Below are 6,884 nucleotides of genomic sequence, written 5' to 3'. Positions count from 1 at the left end.
GCGGTGTGCTTGGAAACTTGCTTGTCCGGTTTGGACGGGGGCTGATTGTAAATAAAACAGCAAATACAAATCGCTGCATAAAACGCAATTAATCTATCCGTATTTATTTCGACAGCTTTTTTTAATCCGATTTTTGACGATGAAGGAGTCGCTTGTCGAGCTAAACATATTATTACTAAAGGAATTTTAAATAATTTTATTCATAATTTGCAAACTGCTAAAATTTTTAATGTATTACCGGAAGGGAATAGTTTTAACGGTTCTATTTCTATGAGCAATTGTTATTTAAAATCAGGAAATAAATCTTTATCTGAATTATTATATGCCGTTAAGAATGGTATTTATGTTAATTCTATAGTAGGTTGTCATGCAGGTATAGATGAGATAAGCGGTTCATTTAGTTTGCAAGCTTCAGGTTTTTGTATTCAAGATGGTTTTATAAAAAATCCTTTTAATATGGTGGTTATTTCTGGTAATTTTTTTGATTTATTAAACAATATTCAAGATATTGCTAATGATTTTAAATTTCAAATTTCTGGATTTGGTAGTTCTAGTGTATATGTTGGTTTTTTAAATATATCAGGTAGTTAAAATTCTATATATTATATTTGAATAAAATAAAAAAAACTATTTATAGCTTTTTAAGGCTATAAATAGTTTATTTATTTTAAGTTATTTTTTTATTTATGCGTTGTTTGTTAAATCTGCGATAGCTTTTTGTACTTTTTGTGACATGTAAGTATTTGTAAGTATTGCTGTAATTGAATCCGAATAAGTAGGATTTGCTTTATCGTCAATTAAGTTTATGATTTTTGTTACATAATAAGTTTGTATTTCATTAGGTAATATACTTGAGTAATATGTACTTGGTAAATCTGCATCGCAATCAAACGCAGCGAATTTAGAAAAACTTGGATCACTGTAATCCCATTCTTGGATTCCGAAAATGTCTTGGAATACTGCGGTTAAGAATTCGCTTAATGCTCCTTTAACTGCGGGTGATAATTTTTTACTATCTTTTATTATCAAATATTGAGTTAAAGATAAAACTTTTTCTTTTTTATCATTAGATGCTCGTGAAAATTGGTCGAAATATAAACCCTCATCATAAGCTTTTATAGACATTTTGGCATTGTTTATAGTTAAAATGGTTAATAAACAAGCTAAACTAACTGAGAAGAATAAAATACTATTTTTTATAATTTTTAACAAAAAAATAGCCTCCTTTTTTAATTTTAATTCTTCTAGTATTATTTTTATCTATGGATAACTTAATTTTAACATTTTTTATTTTTAAAGTAAAGAAAATTATTATTTTGTTGTTGCGATTTAATAAAATTTTTTCCAAAAAGGCTAATTGTTATTTGATTATTTTTATTGTAAATAATATAGTTATTTTTAAAAGCTTGTTCTATACATTTGTTAAAAATTTTATTATTCCATTGTAAATCTTTTTGTATAATGGTTAATTGTTTTTTAAATGGTTGATTTTGATGATTTTCTAAATGAATTAATAAATTTAACATTAATAAATTTTTTTTATGTTTATGATTTTGTATAATTGTCATTATTATACCTTTTCTTTTTTCACAAATTAAAACTAATAAGAAATGTATTAAGGTAATAATAGCTATTAAACTAGCTATTGGTATATCCCATAAGATTCCTAAAAAGTATCCTAAATAAGTATTTATTAAACTGATCCATAAAGATAGCAAAAAACCAGACAATAAATTAGATGTTAAGAGAATAGCGGTCATAGCTGGCCCTATCATACAAGATATTACCATAATAGAACCAACAATATCAAAACAAACGACTACTGTTACAGAAACTAAAGTCATTAATAAGTAATTAATAATTATTGTAGAAAATCCTAATAATGCACATAAGCATGGGTCAAAAATAAAAATTTTAATTTCTTTAAAAAATAAAAAAATATAAATTATATTAATGATAAGAATCGGAAATATTTTATATATTTGTTTTATATGAATTAATTCTACATTTCCTAAAAATACTGCGTCTGTATCTATATGTACGTTACGTGTATAATTATTTATTATAATAATAGCTATGGAAAATAAAAAAGTTAAAATTATGTTAATAGCTCCGTCTGATGAAATTTGAGCATGTTTTTTTAGTATTTCTGTGAAAATAACAGTAATTAAACCGGTTAAAATAGCTCCTATAATTAATAATGGTGAATTTAAGTTTTTAGTTATTAAAAAAGCTAAAACGATACCTAATAATACTGTATGACTGATAGCATCCACTGTCATAGTCATTTTTTTTAAGACTAAAAAAATACCTAAACTAGCTAAAGCTAGGGAAGTTATGGTTAAGATTAAAAATACATCCCATTCAAATTTCGTAGCGATTTTATTTAAAAATTGTATTATCATTTATTAACATTCCTTATTGATTAATTTTTGAATAACTTTTTTACCTTTTGAAGTAATCATAATTTGTTTATTTATACAAATAAGATATTTTTGTTGGAATAAAAATTTTTCTAAATTAAGATCTTCGCTACATTTATTTTTTAAATGAATATTAATTAATGATTTGAATTTTTTAAGATTTTTGAGATATTTTTTTTGTTTTATATATTTTGTAATTAAACTTTTTTTTGGAGCTAATAAGAGTGTAGCTATGATTAAAATATCAGTAATTATGATAATAATAGGTCCTGTAGGAATATTTGGTATTTGGTAACTAATAAAAATACCTATTAAGCTTACGATAGCAGTTATTATAGCTGATAAAATAGCGTTAATATTAAGTTTATTACTAAATTTTAGAGAAATGATTCCGGGTAAAGTTATAAATGAACTAGTTAAAACAACCCCCATTAATTTCAAACTAATTATAATAATACTTATTAACAATATATTTAAAATAAAATTGATTAATTTAATATTAAAGCCAATACTACGCGTAAAGATCGGATCAAAGATAAATATTTTAAATTCTTTCCATAAAATTATAATAATTATGCCAGTAACAATAGTAACTATTGTTATATAAATGACATTATTATAAGAAATAAGAGCTATTTGTCCTAATATAAATTTTTCTAAAACAGCAATTTTATTATTGGCAGATATTTTTTGAGCTAGAGATATTAAAATATTACCTAATCCGAATAAAGAGGATAAAATTAGTGATAAAATTGCATCTATTGGCAAGCTAGAATATTTTTTGATTAATTCTATTAATCCTATGGCCATTATTGAAGATATAAAAGCTCCTATCCACAAAACCCATTCATTTGTTTTTTGAGTCATCAAATACATTACTACAATTCCAGGCAAAATAGTGTGCGCAATAGTGTCACCTAGTAAACATTGTTTGCGAAAAATCATAATAATACCTATTATTCCTGAAGCGCAACCCAATAAAGAAGCACCTGTCAAAATCTTGATATTGGTATAGTTCCAAAACGTTGTAATATTCATAATATTTTTGTTATTTTCCGTCCTTCCGAAGCATTTCGAAAAGTTTTATTTATATTATCTAATGTAAAACATTTTATAGTTTCGCCACTTGCTATTTTATATAAATTAAGCAAAATAATATGATCAAAATATTGTTCAACTGTTGTTAAATCGTGGTGTATTGCGATAATTGTTTTACCTTCTTTTTTTAATTTTTGTAAAATGGAAATGATTTTTTTTTCTGTTTGTATATCGATTCCTTGTAAAGGTTCATCTAATAAATAAATTTCTCCTTGTTGTGCTAATGATCTAGCTAAAAAAACTCTTTGTTGCTGACCTCCCGATAATTCTGAAATTTGACGGTTTTGAAAAGATAACATATCTACTTCTGTTAAAGCTTGTTTAGCAATGTTTTTATCTTTTTCGGTTGGCCTTTTGAACCATCCTAGATGTCCGTATCTTCCCATTAAAACTATATCTAGAACTGTTGTAGGAAAATTCCAGTAAGCTTCATTTCTTTGCGGAACATAAACTATTTTTTTTTGTATATGTTTATATGGTTTGCCAAAAAATAAAATTTCTCCTGAGAGCTTTGGAATTAATTCTATTATAGTTTTTATTAAAGTTGATTTACCGGCTCCGTTAGGGCCTAATATAGCAGTAAAAGATCCTTTTTGAATTTCTAAATCTATATCCCATAGGACAGGTTTTTGATATTGATAAGAAACAGTTAAATCTTTTATTTGAATTGCTATTTCTGACATTTTCATTTTATGTTAACTCCTGACTAATAGTATCGATATTATGTAAAAAAGCTCCTATATAACTGGACATTTTAAAATATTGATTTGTTTCTGGCAATTGTTTATAATTTGAATCTTCTCGGGTACCTAACGAATCTGAATATAATTCTTGGTCACTAATTTTTATTTTAAAAACAGGTTTATGATTGGTTACTGCTTCTATTAAACTATCGAGATAGTTGTGTGGAACCGATGATTCTATAAAGATAGCTTTAACTTTGTATTGTATTATAATGTCAGCTATTTTTTCGATATCACGAGGAGAAGTTTCAGTTTGTGTTGATATCCCTTGTATAGAATATAATCCTTTAAATTTATTTTCTTTAGCTAAATAAGAAAAAGCATCATGAGCTGTAATAAGTATAATATCTTTATTTTCGAATTTTTTTTTAGTATTTTCTTTTAAATAATTTAATTGTTTCATATATAAATCAAAATTGTTTTCTAGTAATTCTCGATCTTTTGATTTAGATAATTTTGATTTTAATTTTTCTTTTAAATTTTTTAATACTTGTTGCCATAATTCAATACTAAACCAAATATGAGGATCTTTTTGGTTTGTTGTTTCATCTATAATTAATTGATCATCTTTAATAGCTTGAGAAGCGTACCATATGTTAGATTTAGGAGTGATTAAAGGAAAGGAATCTATCATTTTAGATTCTAAGTGTAATCCGTTAGTTATAATTAAATCAGCTTTTTTTATAGCTATTCTGTCGGATTGTTTCATTTTATAATTGTGAGGATCTACGCCTGGTCCCATTAAAACATAAGTTTTAATATTTTCGATTTTTTGATATTTTTTATCTGGTGGATTTTCTTTTTCATCTACATTTCCTATTAAATGATTAACTAAATCATCTAATAAATTAGTTGTAGAAGTGATAATTATTTCTTCATCTATATTTTTATTAGGATAAACTGAAATTGAGTAAAAAACAATATAACTGGTTATTATAGTTATGAAAAACATAAATATAAACCAAATACGATTATTTTTAGGTAAAAAATTTTTCATTTTTAATCTGAACCTAAATTTAATTTTTTAAATTTAATAAACCTTTCTAAATTTGATTATTAATTTTGTATTACAAAATTTATATTTAATTTAATTTTTTTTATATTATTAATTTTTTAGATATTTTCATTGTATATTATTAATTCTAAATTTATTAAATTTTTAAAAAATGATTTTGATTATATCAATTTTTATATTATTATTTGTTTAAAATATTAAAATAAAATATCCGTTTATACTATTATAGTTTATAGTTATTTTGAATTAAAAATAAAACCATAACATTTTTTAAGGTAATTTTAACACATATCTATGTTAATGTCAAATTTCATTATGTTATATTTATATTTTATTTTAGAATTTTTATTATGTTTAAATATTTATTAATTATCTAAATATATCAAGAAATAATTACTTTTTACAAATATATATGAGAATTTATTTTTTAATTTTGGAGTTATTTTTTAAAATTATTAGACTATAAATATGTTATAATTTAGTTGTTCTATAATTTATAATTTTTATGTAATATTTTGAGAAAAATTCAGAAAAATTCTTTTAAATTATTCTAATCAATTTTTATTTAAAATTAATAACTCGGTAATTTTATTATAATTTTTGAAAAAAATTTTTTATTTTTTCAAATTTTTTTTAAAAAATTTCATTTTATAACTAAAATATCTCATTTATACAATAATATTCCGGGCAAAAAATAATTATTTTTTCGTTTTTATGTTTGTTTAATTAAAAATATTGTTAATAGATAAGAGGTTAAAAAATGATTTTAAAATCTAAAAAAATAAATCATTTTTCTGGTTTTATAGTGTTTTTATTAATTATTTTTTTGTTTTTTGCTATAATTTCTGTTATCAATTTTGTATCTAAATTGTATTATGCTAAAAAAAATTTACTAAATAAATCTTGGAATGAATCATATTTATCTAAACATATTGATAAACCTCAAGCAAATACTGATAAACCTAATGAATCTTTAGATAAAAATTTTAAAAACTTGAATAAAGCAAATGAGTCATCTATTTTAATTAGAAAAATTAATGGAATTGATATTGAATTTAAGTTTTTAGGTTATGTTAACGAGATAGATGCAAAAGGTAATACTAATATTATGTATGAGGATGTTGATAAAAATTTTAGGCTTAATTGTTATGTTAATGTTAATACTGGACAAGAATTAGAAGAAAGCTTATATCAAAATTTGCCTCAAGAAAATAAATGGAAATTATTAAAAATCGAATATTTCCCTGTTCAAAAAAATATTTAATTTAAAACAGATTATTAGATTTTAGAAATTTAAAGATCAATTATATAATTTTTGGCTATTTTTTAAAATAGCCTTTTTTCATTTGAGATAGATTAAATCGTATTTATATAAATTATTTATAAATAAGTTTTTAATATTTTAAAAGAACAATTAATTTCTTATGAATATAAAAAATAATATAAATTTTATAGAAATTATTAATATATAATTATTAAGGATAAAATATTTTAAATTTAAAGAATATTTATCGAAATCGATGGGTCAAATGTCGTGCTATCTAACCAATAGCCAGGGCTGATAAACCCTGAAAGGAGATGGTCGGTCTGACAAACGAAAGAATG

Annotated in this window: 7 protein-coding genes; 2 read left to right on the top strand and 5 right to left on the bottom strand. The window is 22.6% G+C overall.

Annotated features, from left to right (window positions below):
* Window positions 1–87 precede the first annotated feature (87 nt).
* On the top strand, window positions 88–591 hold the full coding sequence (locus tag B2G44_RS01405; RefSeq protein WP_143325103.1) for a metallopeptidase TldD-related protein: 504 nt from the start codon (window positions 88–90) through the stop codon (window positions 589–591).
* A gap of 93 nt (window positions 592–684) precedes the next feature.
* Here B2G44_RS01405 and B2G44_RS01400 read toward each other — a convergent pair whose 3' ends face one another.
* From B2G44_RS01400 to B2G44_RS01380, 5 genes are all read right to left on the bottom strand, one after another.
* Window positions 685–1,212 carry a hypothetical protein gene (locus tag B2G44_RS01400; protein ID WP_078123071.1) on the bottom strand — a complete coding sequence of 176 codons (528 nt, stop codon included), beginning with the start codon at window positions 1,210–1,212 and terminating at the stop codon, window positions 685–687.
* A 65-nt stretch (window positions 1,213–1,277) separates the two neighbouring features.
* A complete protein-coding gene (locus B2G44_RS01395) occupies window positions 1,278–2,405 on the bottom strand; it encodes a metal ABC transporter permease (RefSeq protein WP_078123070.1) in 1,128 nt (375 codons plus the stop codon).
* A gap of 3 nt (window positions 2,406–2,408) precedes the next feature.
* Window positions 2,409–3,461, bottom strand: coding sequence for a metal ABC transporter permease (locus B2G44_RS01390; RefSeq protein WP_078123069.1), 1,053 nt, complete (start codon window positions 3,459–3,461; stop codon window positions 2,409–2,411).
* Window positions 3,458–4,210 carry a metal ABC transporter ATP-binding protein gene (locus tag B2G44_RS01385; RefSeq protein ID WP_078123068.1) on the bottom strand — a complete coding sequence of 251 codons (753 nt, stop codon included), beginning with the start codon at window positions 4,208–4,210 and terminating at the stop codon, window positions 3,458–3,460. Before B2G44_RS01385 ends, B2G44_RS01390 begins: the two co-directional genes overlap by 4 nt.
* Window position 4,211: 1 nt before the next feature.
* Complete coding sequence (locus tag B2G44_RS01380; RefSeq protein ID WP_078123067.1) at window positions 4,212–5,261, bottom strand: metal ABC transporter solute-binding protein, Zn/Mn family; 1,050 nt, start codon at window positions 5,259–5,261, stop codon at window positions 4,212–4,214.
* Window positions 5,262–6,039: 778 nt separating this feature from the next.
* On the opposite strand from B2G44_RS01380, the gene B2G44_RS01375 reads away from it, so the two are divergent.
* Window positions 6,040–6,543, top strand: coding sequence for a hypothetical protein (locus B2G44_RS01375; RefSeq protein ID WP_078123066.1), 504 nt, complete (start codon window positions 6,040–6,042; stop codon window positions 6,541–6,543).
* Window positions 6,544–6,884: the final 341 nt, after the last annotated feature.

Origin of the sequence: Candidatus Phytoplasma citri, from assembly GCF_002009625.1 — a bacterium.
Taxonomy (GTDB): domain Bacteria; phylum Bacillota_I; class Bacilli_A; order Acholeplasmatales; family Acholeplasmataceae; genus Phytoplasma; species Phytoplasma citri.
This window is presented reverse-complemented; position numbering and strand designations above follow the sequence as displayed.

Coding starts and splice junctions, on each gene's coding strand:
- B2G44_RS01390 (WP_078123069.1), bottom strand. CDS start 3,461: ATGAATATTACAACGTTTTGGAACTATACCAATATCAAGATTTTGACA.
- B2G44_RS01375 (WP_078123066.1), top strand. CDS start 6,040: ATGATTTTAAAATCTAAAAAAATAAATCATTTTTCTGGTTTTATAGTG.
- B2G44_RS01380 (WP_078123067.1), bottom strand. CDS start 5,261: ATGAAAAATTTTTTACCTAAAAATAATCGTATTTGGTTTATATTTATG.
- B2G44_RS01395 (WP_078123070.1), bottom strand. CDS start 2,405: ATGATAATACAATTTTTAAATAAAATCGCTACGAAATTTGAATGGGAT.
- B2G44_RS01385 (WP_078123068.1), bottom strand. CDS start 4,210: ATGAAAATGTCAGAAATAGCAATTCAAATAAAAGATTTAACTGTTTCT.